Source organism: Nostoc sp., from assembly GCF_036917135.1.
Lineage (GTDB): Bacteria > Cyanobacteriota > Cyanobacteriia > Cyanobacteriales > Nostocaceae > Nostoc.
In genome coordinates, this window is the sequence record NZ_JBALEA010000023.1 from 412320 (window position 1) to 430796 (window position 18477).

13 protein-coding genes are annotated in these 18477 nt (G+C 40.2%); 8 read left to right on the plus strand and 5 right to left on the minus strand.

What is annotated here, in order from left to right; all coding sequences use genetic code 11:
* The first annotated feature begins 66 nt into the window (after window positions 1–66).
* From V7K50_RS06580 to V7K50_RS06605, 6 genes are read left to right on the plus strand one after another with little or no spacing between them, the layout of a single operon-like run.
* A complete protein-coding gene (locus tag V7K50_RS06580) occupies window positions 67–1665 on the plus strand; it encodes a Cas10/Cmr2 second palm domain-containing protein (RefSeq protein WP_334958321.1) in 1599 nt (532 codons plus the stop codon).
* Entirely contained in the window at window positions 1650–2633 is a 984-nt protein-coding gene (locus V7K50_RS06585; protein ID WP_334958323.1) for a type III-B CRISPR module-associated Cmr3 family protein, read from the plus strand. The genes V7K50_RS06580 and V7K50_RS06585 overlap by 16 nt, the downstream gene beginning before the upstream one ends.
* A gap of 1 nt (window position 2634) precedes the next feature.
* Window positions 2635–3486: an RAMP superfamily CRISPR-associated protein gene (locus V7K50_RS06590; protein ID WP_334958325.1), complete on the plus strand. Its 852-nt coding sequence runs from the start codon at window positions 2635–2637 to the stop codon at window positions 3484–3486.
* A gap of 4 nt (window positions 3487–3490) precedes the next feature.
* A complete protein-coding gene (locus tag V7K50_RS06595; protein ID WP_334958327.1) occupies window positions 3491–3916 on the plus strand; it encodes a hypothetical protein in 426 nt (141 codons plus the stop codon).
* Complete coding sequence (locus tag V7K50_RS06600) at window positions 3906–5531, plus strand: hypothetical protein (RefSeq protein WP_334958328.1); 1626 nt, start codon at window positions 3906–3908, stop codon at window positions 5529–5531. Before V7K50_RS06595 ends, V7K50_RS06600 begins: the two co-directional genes overlap by 11 nt.
* Window positions 5532–5533: 2 nt before the next feature.
* Window positions 5534–7162 carry a hypothetical protein gene (locus tag V7K50_RS06605; protein WP_334958330.1) on the plus strand — a complete coding sequence of 543 codons (1629 nt, stop codon included), beginning with the start codon at window positions 5534–5536 and terminating at the stop codon, window positions 7160–7162.
* Between the two features lie 350 nt (window positions 7163–7512).
* On the opposite strand, the gene V7K50_RS06610 is transcribed toward V7K50_RS06605, so the two are convergent.
* The 3 genes from V7K50_RS06610 to psbA form a co-directional block, all read right to left on the minus strand.
* A complete protein-coding gene (locus tag V7K50_RS06610) occupies window positions 7513–8904 on the minus strand; it encodes a malic enzyme-like NAD(P)-binding protein (protein WP_334958332.1) in 1392 nt (463 codons plus the stop codon).
* A gap of 224 nt (window positions 8905–9128) precedes the next feature.
* Window positions 9129–9812, minus strand: coding sequence for a Uma2 family endonuclease (locus tag V7K50_RS06615; protein WP_334958388.1), 684 nt, complete (start codon window positions 9810–9812; stop codon window positions 9129–9131).
* 285 nt (window positions 9813–10097) lie between these two features.
* On the minus strand, window positions 10098–11180 hold the full coding sequence (psbA, locus tag V7K50_RS06620) for a photosystem II q(b) protein (protein WP_334958334.1): 1083 nt from the start codon (window positions 11178–11180) through the stop codon (window positions 10098–10100).
* A 701-nt stretch (window positions 11181–11881) separates the two neighbouring features.
* On the opposite strand from psbA, the gene V7K50_RS06625 reads away from it, so the two are divergent.
* Complete coding sequence (locus tag V7K50_RS06625) at window positions 11882–12991, plus strand: HoxN/HupN/NixA family nickel/cobalt transporter (protein WP_334958336.1); 1110 nt, start codon at window positions 11882–11884, stop codon at window positions 12989–12991.
* 66 nt (window positions 12992–13057) lie between these two features.
* Here V7K50_RS06625 and V7K50_RS06630 read toward each other — a convergent pair whose 3' ends face one another.
* On the minus strand, window positions 13058–14557 hold the full coding sequence (locus V7K50_RS06630) for an MBOAT family O-acyltransferase (protein ID WP_334958338.1): 1500 nt from the start codon (window positions 14555–14557) through the stop codon (window positions 13058–13060).
* Between the two features lie 132 nt (window positions 14558–14689).
* Window positions 14690–17704 carry a DUF1574 domain-containing protein gene (locus V7K50_RS06635; protein ID WP_334958340.1) on the minus strand — a complete coding sequence of 1005 codons (3015 nt, stop codon included), beginning with the start codon at window positions 17702–17704 and terminating at the stop codon, window positions 14690–14692.
* Between the two features lie 459 nt (window positions 17705–18163).
* Here V7K50_RS06635 and V7K50_RS06640 point away from each other — a divergent pair, with 459 nt between their 5' ends.
* Window positions 18164–18418, plus strand: a complete 255-nt coding sequence (locus V7K50_RS06640; RefSeq protein ID WP_334958342.1) for a hypothetical protein — start codon at window positions 18164–18166, stop codon at window positions 18416–18418.
* Window positions 18419–18477: the final 59 nt, after the last annotated feature.

The following is an 18477-nucleotide window of genomic DNA, read 5'->3' on the forward strand; positions in this document are numbered from 1 at the left end:
AAGTATAACTACTGAGTACAAGTTCAAATTTTTACTGTAACTTAAACAAGACCGCATCCACTAACTATGGTAAACGTGGCCAAATATACAGCAATCACCTTTGCTCCCGTGCAGGGGTTTATCGAGAAATCCCGTAAACTTCGAGACTTGTATGGTGCATCTCTGATTCTCTCCTATCTCAGCCAGCAACTAGTAAAAGAAGCTGAAAAAACCACAACAGTAATTTCCCCAGCCATCCCTAACCTCCAAAAAGGAATGCCAAATCGCATTCTGATTAAAGGAGAATTTTCCAAATCACAGGTAGAAAAAACTGTGTTATCTGCATGGAAAAGGATGTTGCAGGAATGTCGATGGTGGATAGAAGCAAAATTACCTGACTATACATACCACTGGGAAAGAGAGTGGACAAACTGGGGAAACCACGCCTGGGAAATTTTTTGGGGAGAAGGCGACAGTATTCAAGCAGCAATGGATAATTTAGAAACCCGCAAACTTTCCCGTGGGTGGACTGCTGTCAACTGGATTGGAGAGAGTTCTAGTTTAACAGGTACAGATGGAATTGCATTTCCGGGATTAGGTGCGACAACTCGCAATCCTAAATTTCTCATTTATCATTCAGAACAAGAAGAAATTAAAGAATTTTATACAAAACTTGCTAGAAAATTAGATAATTGTCCACCTGACAAAGAACCAGAAGGTAAATATATTGCACCTAACGAAAAGTTAAGTATTCCTGAACTAGTAAAACGTCTAATTACCTTACCTGAAATAGTAGATTTAATTAACAAAGCAAGTCCAAACAATCAACCCCTAGAAAAACTAAAGAGATTTCACGAAATTGAACGCAAGCAAACTGACACCACACCAGGACAATGGACAGGTTGGTTCATGGCTGATGGTGATAAAGTTGGCGACTATCTAAAAAAATTAGCAGATGGAAATAATACAGATCAAGAAATTCAAAAATTTAGTGATGCAATTCGTCATTGGGGAGAACAATTTAGTGAAAACTTCCCGAAAAACTTAGGTAGAGTAGTTTACGCCGGTGGTGATGACTTCTTGGGCATAATTTACAGTGAAAATTCTGTTGAGCCTATCAAGCCATTAGAAGCCTTTGAATGGTTAATGACATTAAATAATCAATGGAAAGAACACCAACAGCCGATTAATTTAAGTGTTGGCTTTGTTTGGGTTGCTGGTAGCGTACCCCAACGAGATGTATTGCAACATTGTCGAGAAGCCGAGAAAGTAGCTAAGTCGTTAGGACGTAACCGAGTCACAATTAGAGTAGTTTTTAATAGTGGTCAATATGTGCAGTGGACTTGTCCTTGGGATTATTTGCATATATTAAATAAATATCAAGATCGAGAAAAACAATCTAACTGGAGTCATATTTATCAAGACCTAGCACATTTAGAATCTCGACGGACATTTAAGATTGAAAATAAAAACGAAGCCTATACAGTCCAAAAATCAGCAATTGAATTTTTTGATATTTACTTTCCAGGAGAAGGGAAGAAATTACTAGAAGATAAAAATAATAAATTAGCGCAACATCTTGTTGGTTTTAACGAAAAGGACGACGAAATAGACAGAGCAAAAGCCACAATTGATTGGATTACAGACTTAATTGAAGTAGGCTGGCATTTATGTTCAAATACTTAATTACCATTAATCCTTTAGGATTTATGTATGGAAGTGCTGGCGCATTTCTCTCACCGGAAAACTTAGTTGGTCGTTCGGGTGCTAAATTTCCTCCTGAAGCTTCTACACTATCCGGTTTAATATTTAGCATTAACAAAACCACTGAGCAAATTCCTCAAATAGAATTGAGAGAAAATCTCTATGTTACAGGTCCATTTTGGGCAAATATTAACAACAAGCAAAACTTTTATATTCCCATTCCCTGGCATAAAATCATCTCTAAAAAAGGCACAGGAGAATGGAAAATAGAAAATGGTGAATGGCGGTTAGAAAAAGACATAGATAAACCAGAACCTGATTATCGCTGGCAAACTATAGATTCTTGGAAAACATCATCAAAAGGACTCAAAACAAGTAAATCAATTGCTGATAATCCTTGGAAATTCGTTTCTTTCCTCCATCCTAAAATTCAAAAATCAGAACGTTGTGTAGAAAAAAGCGACGGACTATTTCTAGAAAATTCCGTACAGATTCCCGATGATATCAGCTTAGTTTATTTATCAACCTATCCGATTGATAACGGTTGGTATCGCTTTGGTGGTGAAAATCACATTGTTGAAATATCTTGTGACAAACTTAACCAAAAAACAGTAGATATTTTAAATCAACCCATTGGTAAATCCTTCGCATTAATTACACCAGCAATTTGGGGTTCTAACCGGATATCTTACCGTCAACCTCAACATGATACTTTCCCTGAAACTACCCAAATGTTAACTGATAAGCCAGTTCCTTATCGTTATCGTTCCCAAGGAACATTAGGAAGAGGACGTTATGCCGTTCCGGCTGGAAGTGTTTACGTTCTCAAAGAACCCATAAATAAACCTTGGTGGAAATGGGACGAAGCATGGTTTCCCAAAGAAGGTTACAGCCTGAAAAAAGTTGGCTGTGGTTTGTGTTTACCAGTAGAAATTAAAGGAGTGGCATAAAATGTACAAAAAAGCTTATGGCATCATTGAGACTTTAGCACCACTTCATGTAGGTGCAACAGCCGGAGAAGAAAGCGGTAATTTAAACTTGATTTTCCGAGACCAATTTACCCAAACTGGTATCATTCCCGGTAGTTCTATTCGTGGTCGTCTGCGTTCAGAAATGCGTCTGATAGCTGGAGAAGACGCGACAAAATATTGGTACGGTAATGAAGCAGGTTCAGAACAATCAGATAATAATAACGAATCCATCGTTAAATTTGAGTACGCTTCTATTCTTTGGCTTCCTGTCTTTTGTCCTGGACAACCGATAGTTTGGGTAACTAGTCGCCGTTTACTTCAACGCTATAAAAGAATTGCTGGTGATGTAGTTCAAGTTCAAGTTGATGGTAAAACTAAATTCCTCAAAGATATAGATATCCCTGACCCTTATACAGGTTCAAAAAACTTAAGAGCAAAACAATTACCCGGTGGGACAAAAACCTTATTCTTTAACTTAGGTTTTGTCACTGTCAGTAAAACAGTAGACTTATCCCCTTGGTTCCCTGACAAAAAAGAGCAACCTGCAATCATAGTAGACGATAGTGATATTGGCATGATTCATGACATGGCTTTATACCGTCAAAGTCGTGTGCGTTTAAAACTAGACCAAAAAGTAGTAGATGGTGCTAGTTTTTTCAACACTGAAGCCTTACCAGAAGGAACAATTTTAGTTTTTCCTCTTGCTATTAGAGATGATAAATCTGGCAAAAATTGGCAGCCTTTCAATGGTAATCAAAGCGCAGATATTTATCTTGGTGGCTTAGAATCTATCGGTTTAGGTCATTGTGAATTAACTTTAAATGGATTGTAAATATATGACTTGGAACTCTTATAACTTAGACCAAGAAGCCCAAAAACTAGTCCTCAAACATCGTGACAAAAAAGGGGTAATTGGTCAATCACACAAAATGCGAACTACTGTAGCTTATGGTTTAGAGCGCTTTTGGGGTGAACAATTAAGATTATTAGGTAAAAATGACGTTAAAGAACGTACAAAAGGTGAATATTGGCGCGATACTTGGAAAACTTTTGTGACAATCATGAATAATGCAGGAATTAAACTTCCTAAAGAAGATGTTAATGGCAAGAACACCCAAGAAATACAAACCTATGCTGCTAAATTATGGGAATTTCCCATTGAAGACCAAAGAATATGTTTAGCCGTACTTACACAATTTTGTGACAGCTTAGTTTGGTGGACTCAACGTTATAAGAAATCAGGAGATAGTGATGCCGAATAGCAATGAAGTTCCCTTAATGTTTCAAGCACCAGTCACCGGGCGGGGACAAATTCAATATATTCAGCAGCCCGAAAAATCTGCCAGATGGGTTGATGAATGGGTAGAAGCTGCTGCAACTAAATCTCCTCAATTTAGCGCTAATGTAAAAACCAAAGAATATAAAATTACCTGGCGGTTTGTTTCTAACAGTGGACAAGATGACGATATAATTCGGCCAGTTATCGCTGCTAAGGGATTTCCCTATTATCCCGGTGCAAGTATGAAAGGTGCTTTTTTACGTGCTTGTACTTCCCAAGAAGCACAAAGATACTGCGGTAGTCAAGTTTCTAGTAATGAAACCCAACCGGGAATCCTTCGCTTTCATGGTGCATATCCCAAAGATGATAGTTGGTGTGAACAACCATTAATTGATGTAGTTCATCCTCAGCAAGATTGGCAAGTTAAAAATAGTGAATCTCATTCAGCATTTCTGCAAATATCTCTTTACAAGCCTACTTTAGTTTTTGGTATTTCTAGCACTATTAAAATAACCGAAAGTGAATGGGAAACTATCTGGACTATTTGGGATAAAGCTATAGAAAGGGGTATTGGTTCTAGAGTTAGTGCTGGTTATGGTCAACCTATTAACCACCGAGAAACTAAACTAATTACTGTTAATTTAGAAGGACAAGGATTAGCATCACAATTAATCGATAAAAGTGGTGAATTTCGTCCTAATATATTTAAAGCTGCTTTACGTGGTCATACACTGCGTTTATTTAGCGCTATAACTGATGAGAATACAGCAGAGGAATTAACTAAAGAACTCTGGGGAGGATTTGCAGGTGCTAATGGTGCAATAGTTGGGCATTTAGGAATTGCATTTAATCCCGTTGATTTAGAACTGGATGAATTTAGATATAACAGAAGCGTTATCATGCCTGTTTATCAATTAAATGCAGGAACTTTGCATATTCTATGCATGGGTAATTTTGCAGATGAATATAAAAAGGAATTAAAAACATTAGTAACACAAATTCTCAAATTTTCTATGCTTTTAGGAGGTTTTGGGAAATCATGGCGAAGAATTGATCATCGAATATTCTTCCCAGAATATTTAAAAAATGGCAATAAACCAATGATAGGTTGTCATTGGGAATTTAAAAAACCATCAAATAACTACTATTTTCCTGTCAATAATCTTAAACATATAACTAATATTCTTGATGGTGTTCAGAAAACAGTTAATAATTGGCTGATATTCAAAGGCAAAACCCCAAGTAATCAAGTAAATTCATGGCGTGAATCTTTTCATCCTCAGAAGGTGCAGGTTTGGGGACGCATTGCCCAAGATGAAGATGATAGTTTAGCTGTGAGATGGTTTCATGGTAATTATCAAGGAAGTCAGTCAATTAAAGATTCTAGACTGACAGGTAAAATGGGTAATATTGGTAGAATTTACCATCGAATGTACCCACACTATATGAAAAACACAAATAATGAGATGAACCGCAAAGGTAGAGAATATATAGAGTTAATAACAATCTTTCCAGATAAAAATGATGAGAAAACACAAGGTTTTTTAACCTTTTTAGCCACGACTGAATCGGAATTTACTAAACTTTGGGGAGAATAAACATGAGTATTTGGATTGTGACTACTGGTAATAGTGATATTATCCTCAAGCATGATAAAACTTGGGGAAGGTTACACAACGAAGCAAGCGATCATCTAGAATGTTCAGATTTTGCCTCTGCTTCACGAGTAAATTCTGATGATAAAGAAGCTGGATATACAGTACCAGCTAGGGTATTAGGTATAGTTTATGCAAAACAATTACAAGAATGCTATGAAGATGATTTAAACTTTCCTCTTCTTGATACATATTGTAAATATTTTACAGATAAAAATATCATAATTGAAAAAATAATTATTCTTCTGACAGACCAATCTCAAATATTTAGTAGTGAAGAACAAAGACTTCACCAAAAATCTCCCTATTGGAAAGACACTTCCACACTTAAACCTCTATTTGAATGGTATTTTCAACATCAACAATTTACGTGTAAACCAGAATTTAAAGATTTAATTCCCCATCAAAATTCTCCAGGTGTTGATAATTGGGATACTACTTTATCACTGGTAGAATCGAAATTACAAGAGTTAGAAGTTGATGCAAGTCAGGAAGTTTATGTTAGTCATCAAGCAGGAACACCAGCAATATCTTCTGCTGTCCAGTTTGTAACTTTAGGGAAATTTAAAAAAGTTCAGTTTTTAGTTAGCAATGAATACTTTGATGAAGAAGATTATCAACTAAAATCTAAATATGATAGTATTCAAAGCTCTCGCTATCAGCGTGGTATGCAGATTCAAAAAGCAAAGCAGCTAATTATTAAAGGACTACCTGCTGCGGCTAAGGAAGTATTGATAGGAATCGCTAATGAACAAACAATAGAAAAAATAAATCAAATAGTTGATTTGTTTAATATCAAAAGTTCTCTAGTCTCAGGTCAAGAGTTTGAAGTTAAAGCGTCTATTGATAGAATAGTTACTGCTCTTGATTTAGTTGAAATCTTTTTTAAACAAGAAAATTATATTCAGGGAGTAGCTATTCTAAATGCTACTCAAGAGACATTTTTAAAAGCTGCTATTATTTCTCAAACCAAAAAGATTTATGAACGTCCTATAGCATTGTCAAATATTGTAGGTTGGGACAAGTATGGTTTATTTATTAAACCTCAAAACACTATCAAAAACTTACTCAATCTGCAAAATCCATTGGAAATTTTAAACCAATTAAAATTTCCTAATCCTATTCCTGGTGATTTTAATTCTAAATTCTGGGAAAAATACCAGAATCAAAAAGATAGTACTTTAAAATTAAATAATAGTACGCAGTTCCAATGGCTATGTGAACTCAGACAGGATTTTAAAGCATGGGGACTTTTGGAATGGTCATGTCGATACAGAAGAGAAGAAGATGACCTTCGCAACCAATTATTACATAATTTACTAGGTGTAAATCAGCAAGAAGTACGTGATTATTTATTAGGATATAATCAGGATTCCATTAAACGTTTTTTAGGAAACATAAAGCAGGTAAAGAATGGTTCTGAAGAAATAACTAATGAAGCTTATCAAGCTTATTCTCAAGATGTCAAATTACCTTTTCTCAAAGCTTTAAAACTCTTTGGACTGTGGAGACAAGAAGTAAACCAGAATAAATTAGAGATGAAACTTCAAGAAATAGCTGATTCTCTTATTTGATTGCTGAGAGGTTGTTTGAAAAGTAGTTGGTTGTGATTTTAGGCACTTGTTGATCCCCCCTAACCCCCCTTAAAAAAGGGGGGAACTGGAATTAGATTCCTCTTTTTTAAGGGGAGCAACTGCGTTGGGCGGCCCTGCTGTAGGTCTTGATACCAATTCTGTATGAAGATGCGCCAAACTACATGAAGAACGAACCGCAAAGGACACAAAGAAAGAAAGAAAGAAAGAAAGAAAATTTGGCGCAGCCTCACAAAGAAATGGTACGAGGCGGAGCTTTACAGGTTGACTTTTATCTTAAGTTTAGACCAATGGCATCTTGCCCATCCCACAAGAGCCATTCTTTTAGTTAATTAATTGTGAGCGATACCTTCTTCACGAGCTGCACGTTGCACAGCCGCAGCAACCGCAGTGACGACGCGCTCATCAAAGACTGAAGGAATAATATGCTCTCGATCCAAGTCTGAAGGTTTCACTAAGGAAGCGATCGCACTTGCAGCTTCGAGGTACATTTTGATGGTAATTGTCTGTGCCCGACAATCTAAAGCACCACGGAATACCCCAGGAAAAGCGAGGACGTTATTAATTTGATTTGGGTAGTCACTGCGACCGGTGGCGATGACAGCAACATCTTTGCTGATTAATTCTGGCTGAATCTCTGGAATGGGATTTGCCATTGCAAACACAATTGGATCTTTGGCCATCGATTGCACCATTTCTGGTGTCAAAACTCCCGGTGCGCTGACTCCAATAAACACATCTGCCCCTTGCATCGCACCCGCTAAGGTACCTTGACCTTTGACGGCAAATTCGAGTTTTTCTGCGGTCAAATCGGTGCGACTGTTAGAGATAATCCCTTTAGAGTCGCACATCCAGATTTTTTCTGCTCCAGCTTTACGGAGTAACCGAGCGATCGCTACTCCCGCCGCCCCAGCACCATTAATCACGATCTTGATTTCTGCTAAGGACTTATGTACCAGCTTGAGGGAATTAAACAAGGCGGCTAAGGTGACAATTGCTGTACCGTGCTGATCATCGTGAAAAACGGGGATATCTAACTCTTCGCGCAATCTCTTTTCAATTTCAAAGCAGCGAGGTGCAGCAATATCCTCTAAATTCACACCCCCAAATACGGGAGCAATATTCTTAACTGTTCGGATAATCTCTTCTGTATCTTGGGTGGCGAGACAGATGGGAAAAGCATCCAGCCCCGCAAATTCCTTGAACAGCATTGCTTTGCCTTCCATGACTGGTAGGGCGGCGGCTGGTCCAAGATTTCCCAAACCCAAAATGGCACTACCATCGGTAACAATGGCAACAGTGTTTTGTTTGATGGTTAAGTTATAAACTTCCTCTGGATCTTGAGCGATCGCTGTACAAATTCGACCGACTCCGGGCGTGTAAGCCATTGCCAAATCGGAAACACTCTTTAGGGGTATTCTGCTGACAATGCTGATTTTGCCACCACGATGCAAATTAAAGGTGCGATCGTAGACACTGAGTAATTTGATGTCTGGCAATGCTTTGACTGCTTGCACAATGGTTTCAGCGTGTTCGGTACTAGCAGCATCTACAGTCAGATCGCGGGTAGACTCTTTGCGGGTTTGCTCGATTAAATCAATTTGACCGAGATTACCACCAGTGGTGGCGATCGCTTGGGTTATCGATGCCAACATCCCTATACGATTGGGAATCTGCAAGCGCAGTGTCAAACTAAAACTAGAATTAGGAGTTAGGTTTGTCATGTTGATTTTAGATTTTAAGTTTTAGATTTTATATTGAATTGAGACAAAAACTAAAATTTGAGATTTGTAGTCAATAGAAACATTTTTTATTTATACCAATGGGTTGCCAATATAAATGAGTAACAATTTAGTAATTGTACCCAAATACACCAGATATTTTTTAAAAATTTTATCTATGTAAATATTTGTATTTTTCAAATTACTTGTATTAAGCCTTACTAAGTTTAACCCTGAATAAACTCCGTGTGTTCTTTTGAATTTAACCCTTGTTGCAGCACCGCTAAAACTGTCGTCATGTCTCTTGTAATGAGTGAGGTGACAGCTAACCACAAACCTGGAAATATTCTACTTTTAATTACACCATCTACATCTGCGACGAGTGGCAAATATTCACCATTTTGCAAACAAAACCAGTCGAGTTTATTCTCTAAAGTTTGCCAGACGATGTATTCCTGTACTCCGTTGCGACGGTAGGCACGTTTTTTGTCGTACAAATCAATCGATGCACTACTGGCTGCTACTTCTGCTACTAATTCCGGTGCGCCTTCTATGTAATCATCTTCACTGATTTGTGCCTGTCCCCTGGCTGGTTTTTCTATCAACAGCAAAACATCAGGCTGTGGTTCATTGTCTAAATCTAAGCGCACGGTAGCATTGTCGCCTAGTTCTACGCTTGGAGTCGAAACTTTGTAATTCCCTAACCAGATAATTAAGTTTCCATGAGGTAAACCATGACTTCTAAAACGCAGAGGTGATGCCACGTAGACTACTCCTTCAATTAATTCTGCTTTTTTATTGGGCATTGCTGTATAACGACGCTCGAATTCGTGGCGGGTTAAGCGATCGCCACTTTCTAAAGGAGGGATGGAAGCGCTATTATTTAAGCCATGTTCCACAGAAGCCGCCATTACCTGATTCCTCATCCGCAGGAGTTGTAATTTGAATTTAACATATCGCGGAAGTCCCACCCTCAACTCTTAGTAGGGTAAGGATTGCATCTGGTATTGATTTTTTGCACCACTCAAAAATAAATATCAAGTCCTGGAGGCTATTCCCGATGAATAGGGAAGCCCCGTCCGTCTTAGGTTGGGGTAGTTCACCATAAGCGATCAACACGCTCACATACTGAAAATTCTCACGAAAAAACGCCCCCCATTTCTGGAGGGCGCTTTTTATTTAGCTAAACTTCAGTATTAACCGTTGATAGCAGGAGCAGTCATTGCTACAGGTGTAACTTCACCAGCAGCCAAATCGAGGGGGAAGTTGTGAGCGTTACGCTCGTGCATTACTTCCATACCCAAGTTAGCGCGGTTGATTACGTCTGCCCAGGTGCTGATGACGCGACCTTGGGAGTCAATGATTGATTGGTTGAAGTTGAAACCGTTCAAGTTGAACGCCATTGTGCTGATACCCAAAGCGGTGAACCAGATACCGACGACAGGCCAAGCTGCGAGCAAGAAGTGCAATTGACGGCTGTTTTGAAAGGATGCGTATTGGAAAATTAAACGACCAAAGTAGCCGTGGGCTGCAACGATGTTGTAGGTTTCTTCTTCTTGTCCGAACTTGTAACCGTAGTTTAATGATTCGGTTTCGGTGGTTTCACGCACCAAGGAAGAAGTTACTAGAGAACCGTGCATTGCTGAGAACAATGAACCCCCGAATACACCAGCCACACCTAACATGTGGAAGGGGTGCATCAAGATATTATGTTCGGCTTGGAACACAATCATGAAGTTGAAGGTTCCAGAGATACCCAAAGGCATACCATCAGAGAAAGAACCTTGACCGATTGGGTAGATCAAGAATACTGCACAAGCAGAAGCCAAAGGTGCGCTATAAGCTACGCAGATCCAAGGACGCATACCTAAGCGGTAAGAAAGTTCCCACTGACGACCCAGGTAGCAAGCGCAACCAATCAAGAAGTGGAAAACTACTAACTGGTAAGGACCGCCATTGTACAACCACTCATCAAGAGAAGCAGCTTCCCAGATTGGGTAGAAGTGCAAGCCGATAGCGTTTGAAGAAGGAACAACTGCACCAGAGATGATGTTGTTTCCGTAGATCAAAGAACCTGCAACTGGTTCGCGGATACCATCGATGTCCACAGGAGGAGCAGCGATGAAGGCAATTACGAAGCAGGTGGTTGCAGCTAGCAGGGTAGGAATCATCAAAACGCCGAACCAACCGATGTATATCCGGTTTTCGGTGCTGGTGATCCACTCGCAAAAGCGATCCCATACGTTAGCGCCAGAGCGCCGTTGTAAGGTTGTGGTCATGGTTTTATAAGTGCTATATGGTGTGTTGTTAAAAATGGAACAAGCGGATTAATTTTGCCTGTTGAAATATAGTCTAGATGACATTTACTTGGATGCGATGTGTGACTTAATATTCTGTAACAGAATTTTTTAACAAGCTGATAGAACTATAAAGTTTTCCTACTAGGAAATAATAATAAAAGTAGTAAATTGAAGCTTTATAAGCCACTTCAACACCAAGCTAGCTATTACTTTCAATGATGCGATCGCCTACTATGTAGTATGTCAAGTTTAAATTTATAGGTAAGCAAGTTCGTAGTCAGGACTTTAGCCCTTATTTACTAAGCACTTTAGTGCTTACTACAAACCCTCAAAACTAACTTGATAAAGCACTACACTGTGGCGGAAGTTTGCCTAGCTTTCAGAAGGGGCTTAATCAATTGTCTGGCTAATTGAGATGGTAAGTAGATTTCTGCCGTACTGTAATAGTTCCCTTCACACTTCTTTACAATCAGCCCGGGGGAAAAATTTTAAGTCTTGATCAAATCTTAAAATGCCCCCCTAGAGGATTGCAGTTTTTATCTTAATAGGTTTTATTAAAAAGTTACATCTCTTAAATAATCTTTACGAGTCTACAGGAAATAGTTAGGCTCAGTTTTTCGCTGCTAATACAGTCCGATTCGTTTTCACCAAACAAAAATCTATCTTTAAAGAGGGAATCCATGTTATCAGGTTTTTCGCGTGTTTTCAACGATAGTTCCAGAAACGTTAGACGTAAAGTTATCAATATTTATGCATTCCTGATTAGCGTGAATATTTTGGTTTGGGTAGTTGCGCTCATTGCATTCCACAGCTACCCTCTTCTACTTGGCACTGCCGTATTAGCTTATAGCTTTGGTCTACGTCATGCTGTGGATGCCGATCATATTGCAGCCATTGACAATGTTACTCGTAAATTGATGCAGGAGAACAAACGACCTGTTGCTGTTGGGTTCTTTTTCTCACTGGGTCATTCCACCATTGTAGTTTTAGCCTCTATTGCGATCGCTTTGACCGCCGCAACCATCCAAAAGGACTTTCCTAACTTTCAAAAGGTTGGTGGGTTAATTGGTACTAGTGTTTCTGCACTTTTCCTACTGGCAATTGCAGCAATTAATATGGTGGTTCTCTGGGATGTCTATAAAACCTTCCAAAGCGTCAAGCGGGGAGGAACCTACGATGATCAGTCCTTAGATGAATTTTTAAACCAACGTGGGCTATTAGGTCGCTTCTTCCGTCCCTTGTTTCGGCTGATCGATAGTAGCTGGAAAATGTACCCTTTGGGGTTTCTTTTCGGTTTAGGCTTCGACACCGCGACTGAGGTAGGATTGCTTGGGATCTCTGCAAGTCAGGCGGCTAAAGGTCTACCGATTTGGTCGATCTTATTGTTCCCAGCTTTGTTCACAGCAGGTATGTCTCTAGTTGACACTACTGACGGGATTTTAATGCTTGGTGCTTATGGCTGGGCTTACGTCAAACCAATCCGCAAGCTCTACTACAATATGACCATTACCTTTGTTTCTGTACTGGTCGCTGTAATCATTGGCGGGATTGAAGCTCTGAGCATCATTGGCGATCAGTTAGAACTGAAAGGTTCGTTTTGGGATTTTATTAGTGAACTAAGTGATAATTTTGGCACAATTGGCTACTTGATCATTGGCATCTTTGTATTAAGTTGGTTACTCTCGACTTTGATCTACAAAGTTAAAAAGTACGATGAGTTGGAGGTAACTACCACTACAACCCCTAAGCAGATAAGGGATAAGGGAATAGATACAAATCAAAGAAAATGATCAATATTACGCGTGGACAAGGGCTAGAGCAAGTATCCGACTTTGATTTGCAAATTCAAGTTGACTTTAAAAATCAAAGTAGATGTAGGGCAAACTACCTTCAGGAGCTAATAACCAAACAGCGTAGAAACAGATGGGGACGAAGACTAGCTTCAGAGGCCAGTTAAACTCTAACTTCAGGATTCGGTTGAAAGCATAGACTACAGCCATAAGTGCAGCGATCGCTAGAAGTACCCAAGTTAGTTGGGATTGGCTCATATTTAAGGCTTCCACATAGACCTTTTGGGCAAACTGGGCGTCAGCCGGATAACCCCAAAGATGCCGAAATACCAAAGAAGAGTCTTGGAGATTAGGTAGACGAAACCAAATCCAAGAGGTAAAAACCATCAGTTGGGTTAAGAACCAAGCGACAAAGATACCCAGAGGATTTTGCCAGAATTGTTCTAGATTTTCAACGCGATCGCTAAAAGCATCTGTAAGTCGATGAACCACCAAAGCTAATCCGTGAAATATACCCCAAACTACATAACCCAAAGCAGCACCGTGCCAGATACCAGCGATTAACATGATAAAAAATAAATTCCAGCAGGTACGGACTAAACCCCGACGGGAACCACCCAAAGGAAAGTAGACATAGTTACGCAGCCAATCTCCTAGAGTGATATGCCAGCGCCGCCAAAATTCTCCAATATTGGTGCTGAAATAAGGAAAGTCGAAATTCTCAGGTAGAACCAAGCCGAAAAGCAAAGCACTACCACGGGCAATGTCTACATAGCCGTTGAAATCTAGATATAACTGCAAGCCGTAGGCAAATGTAGCTAACCAGAGATCGGTACTACCCGCCCGTTGCAAATTACCAAAACATAAATCGACAAAAATTCCCAGGTGATCTGCAAAAATACCTTTTTTGACTGCGCCCCTAGCAATCAACCACAGCGCCTCAGCTACTCGATCGCTACTGGGTAATTCTAGTGTATTGAATTGATTTGCTAAGTTGTGGTAGCGCGTAATCGGGCCTGAAATAAGTTTGGGGAAGAATAATTTGTATGTGGCAAACTTGAGAAACTGATCGGTAGCAGGGGCACCACGATAGACATCTATTAAATAAGCAATGCATTCAAAGGTGAAAAAGGAAATTCCCAAGGGTGCAATCAACTTAAAAGAGCTATCTGGTGAGTTTGTTTGTACATGAAAAACAAACTTAAATAAAGGGGTAAAATACTTAAAAACTAATAACAGTAAAACATTTAGAGTTATGCCCAGCCACAAAAGTTTTAGACGACGACGATTCCAATCACCTTGGGCAAATTGCCACTCTTCATTAGAAATTTGCCAGTCAAGAGAATGTTTTCCTGGTGATGTGTTTTTTCCAATCTCCAGTCCCACACGGAAATTAATAAACGTCAATGCTAATACTAATGGTATGTACTGGGTTTGCAAAGATGCGTAGAAAACCAAACTAGCAATTAGCAGCGTCCATAATCGCAATTTCTGTTGTGCTAAAGACCAGTAAATTCCTAAAACACTCAATAAGAACAGCCCATAGAAAATTGATATAAAGTTCATTTTTTAATCATTTGTTATTAGTCATTAGTTATTGGGCATTGAGCACTTGTACTGAGCGGAGTCGAAGTATTGGGCATTGGTTATTCTCCTCATCTCCCCAGTCCCCAGTCCCCAGTCCCCAGTCCCCAGTCCCTACTTCACTGGCCAAGGAATCATCGGATCGATAGCCAGCTTTTTCGAGACTTCGTATGCGCCAAAGCGGTTGAGGTGACTAGGATCAGAAAAGAAGTCATTTGTTTTTATCCACTGTTGGCTCAAATCACGATAAATAAAGTTGGGATTAGTAGCCAAATGCAACATATATTGCTGAAATTGTTGCTCATATTGTCTACGCACTGGATCTAAATAATCTGCCGTCAGAGGCATATTGACAAACACTAAGGAAATTTTTTGAGACTGAGTAAACTGAAGCACTTCAAGAAGTGCAGCATCTTGCTGTCCTTCTACTTGGAAAGATTTATAATCATTGTCGTAATTTCCCGGAACTCTAGAATGTTTTTGATAGTATCTGGTGGGATTGAAGCGAATAGACAAAGGTAGAAAGCCATCAAAGTCAACTGCTTGCTGGGAAGTACTCTCATCTGAAGCACCGTCTGTTAGCTGTTTTTCTGATGCAACTGTCTGATTGTGTCCAAGTTTCAAAAGTTGTTTTTGCAGTAAACTTTTAATTTGATCGCGGTTTTGATAGCTAGCAGAAACAGATGCTAGAGCCTGATTTAACGACTGGTTGATAGCTTCATAAGTACTGATCTCCGGTTTTTCTTCGGTTGTCTTTTTTGCTCCTGAATTCACCGGATTTTCTGGCAAATCATTGCTACTTGTAGTTGTTGGTGTTTTTTGGAATGCTTGTTTATAACCAGCTGATGCAGCGATGGATTTAAAGGTAATATCCTCGCGTCCACCGTTGAAAGCACGGGCCCCATCTCCCCAGATAATTATTTTGGGTAGTTCTGATGGTTCGAGTACGTGGCGAATCACAAAGTCTACAACTTGTGCGGTAGCACCGTTGATCCCAAAGTTAAACACGTCTAGATTTGGATAGCCCTGAGTCGCTAAAGCTTTAGAAAGGGCTGCTGGATCTACTCCTCTGAGAGCGCGGGAGGAGCCGATAATTAACACATCTGGCGGACTACCAGTTCTAGCTAAACGCTGTTTATACAGTGCTAGTTGCTCGTCTAACTGCCTGACATTGAAACTTGGTATCTGCGATCGCGCTGCTAAAAGAATAGCTGTTGCGGTGGCTTTTTCCTTCAGTGGTGCGGCTGCTAAATTATCTGTGGGAGTATTATCACTTTGGGTAAATTCCGAAGCGTTAAATACAGAACTCTGATTTGGAGGCGATTTTGTCTTAGAAGTGCTGGGAAAAAATGTCGTTTTCTCACTCTGATTTTTCCCAGATGTCAAAGATGCCTTGTGCCCAGAAGATGATGGGATGGTGACACTAGCAACTTTTAGTGAACTTGGCGTATTAAGTGCAATAATTCGACCCAATACCCAATCAGTTTGGAGGGTAAGCAATAATCCTAGTGTTCCCCAAACTAGGGCAATCTTAATTCCTTGAACATCTTGGTTATGTTCTGCTGGCTGGTTGCTTTCAGTAAATAGCTGGCTTTTCAACAGGAATTTTTTCGCTGTTGAACTCGCCGTTGCCATCCAATCTCGCGCTACTTCGGTTACAAAATTTTGAACTTCTTCTGTGGTTAAGTCTGGGCGCAAAATTGGCTCACTAGTCTCAGGGGTTACTAAATCGTTAATGTATATAGAAGTAGCAGCAAATTCTGGGGTTGCTTGTGGCACTAAACGTTGGCGCTGCTCAATATCAAGGCCATAATGCCAAAAAGGTTCTTTATTCCCAGCGCGGCGACCGTAGACACGTACTCCCATAATACCGGGAATTTTTAACTGGCGGATAAACTGCGTAATTTTACTTGCTACTTGTTGACGCGCTGGACAAACAGGTGCATCACACATAATGTGCAATAAATCATTTTTGAGGAGGAGCAGTACGCGAATTCCCCCTGTTAATAGCCGCCAATCCAAGTCAGGATTGAGTAAGCGTTCCAGTAAAAATACGATCGCTGGTTCATCGCCAGTATTGGCCAAATCTAGGGGTGAAGTGGCAAAAGCGGGATGCTTGGCTGCGGGTAAAGCTACCCAATCAATCCAAGTTGGTTGTTTATCACCTGCTTTTTGTCCGTAGACGGTGGCGGCGAGAATGCCTTGAGGTGCGATCGCTTCTAGCTGGGGTAAAATTGCCTCTAAACACACTCCCTTATCTGGAATTGGGGCAGTTCCTAAGTGATCAAAAGCTGGGGTGCAAAAGATATGTAGCGTTGATTCTTTCAGAGAAACTTGGACAGCAACTTTTAACCCTAACAATACCTCAGTTAATAATCGCGCGATCGCTTGGACATCTCCCCAACGCGCCCACTCCTTCAGCATTACCTCTGGTGGTGTCAAATCCACCCGCAGCAACCAATCAGGGGCAGTTTCTCCCCTCACCTGAGAAACAATTACGGCATCTTGGTAGCCAGCAAGCTTGAGATAACGCAACTTTTGGGCTATGGGTTCAGCAAGCAATGATGCATCAGGACTATAGCTCGATTGGCAAAATATCCACAGGCGATTTTCTTCTGGCTCAGAATTCTTTGGCTGATGTAGCTTAATCTTTGCTTGTACCGATACACCTAATGTACTCAGAGTTTCGCTGAGATATCTAGCGATCGCCTCTGGGTTGCCTTGGCGTGCCAAACTTTCGTTAGAGACAATTAGCGCCCCACCCGGTTGGTTTGATTTTTCTGAGTCTGCTAGCAGCGCTTGCTGCACCTGATCCAGATGCTGATCTATTTGATTCAAGTGAACCCGATGACACCAATTGGGGCGCTGTTCCCCTTTTCTTCGGCCATAGACAAATACTTGATATATTGAGGTTTGTTCGCTGTTTGTGAGGACATCTAAGTTTGTTTGCTGTAGTGCTTGCAGCAAGTCAGACAAAGTACGCCAACGCTGCGGACATTCCGTACCTTCACAAAGAATATGAAGATCATTTCCCCGCAACTGGACTTTCACCCCGAAACTGTTGATCCCTGTTGCTTGGCTTACCCATTGCACTAAGGATTGCTGGCGATCTGGTAATACTGTTTTCATGGGAAGTTAAATTTACAGGAAGCGATTGTTGGGGGATAGTGCCTGCACTTGTAAACTAGAACCATCTGTCTATCACACTCTGACGGTTTTTTTTAACAATTTTGTTACCTTCGTAGCTCACAAAATCGGCCAAGATAGTCTTGTACAGGTTGCAAGTCTGACTAATGTTGAGTTTTGCGTTTATTTTACTAATAGGGAGTCAAAATTCAGAAGTTAGGAGTTAGGAGTTAGAAGTTAAGAGTCAGGAATCAGAATAATTCTATATCACTGGCTGATGACTTGTTTTTTAAGACCAGACTCGCTTTCCCATGTGCTAACGCCCCTGATGAGCGAAACAGACAATATGTTTATCTCATTTAAACCCCATGCCTTGATCGTTGGAGTCATCTTAACTCCTAACTCTTGACTTCTAACTCCTAACTCCTTTTTACTCATAATTCCCATAACCAAAAATTAGCAATGCCTCCTACCAACCAACAGTCTTCACCTAAACCCGCATCCAATCTGGATTTATTTACCATTCCCCCGTCGTTCCTTTTACAAATAGGTACAGCGTCTATATTACTGCTGCTGATTAGCGGAAAAACTACAGCAAGAGCGCTAGAAGCCATAGGAGAAGCCAGTGAAGAATTATTTCGAGGCGATCGCCTACCCAACCTAGATTTCCCAGATGAACACGAAATCAATCAAGATGAGAAGATATACACCAAATAATTATTTGCTCAGGAACAACCCAGTGAGCATTAAGTGCAAAACCTAGAACCGTAAACAGT